The 1,488-nt window shown below is 64.0% G+C and carries 1 protein-coding gene and 1 pseudogene; both read left to right on the top strand.

Translation table 11 applies throughout. From position 1 onward, the window contains the following. Positions 1–166, top strand: a pseudogene (locus HP547_RS29500) (multidrug transporter subunit MdtA); the annotation flags it as partial. After that, the coding region (locus tag HP547_RS04700) for an efflux RND transporter permease subunit (protein ID WP_172285624.1) at positions 163–1,488 on the top strand (1,326 nt) is incomplete at its 3' end. The pseudogene HP547_RS29500 and the gene HP547_RS04700, both read left to right, overlap by 4 nt.

Here is a 1,488-nt window from a genome sequence, read left to right as displayed (position 1 = left end):
TCGCCTGCGCGAAGGCACCAAGGTCGAGGTGGTCGAAGACAGCTCGCAAGTGCCGACCACGCCTGGTCAGCACCTGCAGGGCCAGGACGCCAAAGGCTCGGCGCAAAGCGGTGCGCCGCAGCTTCCGCAACAGCCGGTTAAAGCAGCAGGCAAGGCGGGCGCATGAACCTCTCGCGCCTGTTCATCCTGCGGCCGGTCGCCACCACGCTGAGCATGCTGGCCATCGTCCTGGCCGGCCTGATCGCCTACAAGCTGCTGCCGGTGTCGGCGTTGCCGCAGGTGGATTACCCGACCATCCGGGTCATGACCCTGTACCCCGGCGCCAGTCCGCAGGTGATGACCAGCGCGGTAACCGCGCCACTGGAACGTCAGTTCGGGCAGATGCCGGGCCTGGAGCAAATGGCCTCGACCAGCTCCGGCGGTGCTTCGGTGCTGACCCTGCGCTTCAACCTCGACATGAACATGGACGTCGCCGAGCAACAGGTGCAGGCCGCGATCAACGCCGCCAGCAACCTCCTGCCCAGCGACCTGCCGGCACCACCGGTGTACAACAAGGTCAACCCGGCCGACACCCCGGTGCTGACCCTGGCCATCTCGTCCAAAACCATGCCGCTGCCCAAGCTCAATGACCTGGTCGACACTCGCGTGGCACAGAAGCTCGCGCAAATCAGTGGTGTGGGCATGGTCAGCATTGCTGGCGGCCAGCGTCAGGCGGTGCGGATCAAGGTCAACGTCGATGCGTTGGCGGCCAATGGCCTGAACCTGGAAGATGTGCGGACCCTTATCGGCGCTTCCAACGTCAACCAGCCCAAGGGCAACTTCGACGGCCCGACCCGGGTGTCGATGCTCGATGCCAACGACCAGCTGCGCACCCCGGCGGAGTACGCCAACCTGATCCTGGCCTACAACAATGGCGCGCCCCTACGGCTCAAGGATGTCGCTGAGATTGTCGATGGCGCCGAAAACGAGCGTCTGGCAGCCTGGGCCAACCAGAACCAGGCAGTGCTGCTGAATATCCAGCGTCAGCCCGGCGCCAATGTGATCGAGGTGGTCGACCGCATCAAGGAGCTGCTGCCGTCGATCACCGACAACCTGCCGGCCGGCCTTGATGTATCGGTGCTCACCGACCGTACCCAGACCATCCGCGCTGCGGTCAAGGACGTGCAGCATGAGTTGCTGATCGCCATCGTGCTGGTGGTGATGGTCACCTTCGTCTTCCTGCGTCGCTTCAGCGCCACCCTCATTCCCTCGATTGCCGTGCCGCTGTCGCTGATCGGCACCTTCGGCGTGATGTACCTGGCCGGCTTCTCGGTGAACAACCTGACCTTGATGGCCCTGACCATCGCTACCGGTTTCGTGGTCGATGATGCCATCGTCATGCTGGAGAACATTTCCCGGCACATCGAGGAGGGCGAGACCCCTTTGCAGGCGGCGCTCAAGGGTGCCCGGCAAATCGGCTTCACCCTGATCTCGCTGACCTTCTCGCTG

This window comes from Pseudomonas sp. CM27 (genome assembly GCF_013179515.1).
Lineage (GTDB): Bacteria > Pseudomonadota > Gammaproteobacteria > Pseudomonadales > Pseudomonadaceae > Aquipseudomonas.
Note: the sequence above shows the minus strand (reverse complement) of the source record. Positions and strands in the feature narration are given on the sequence as shown.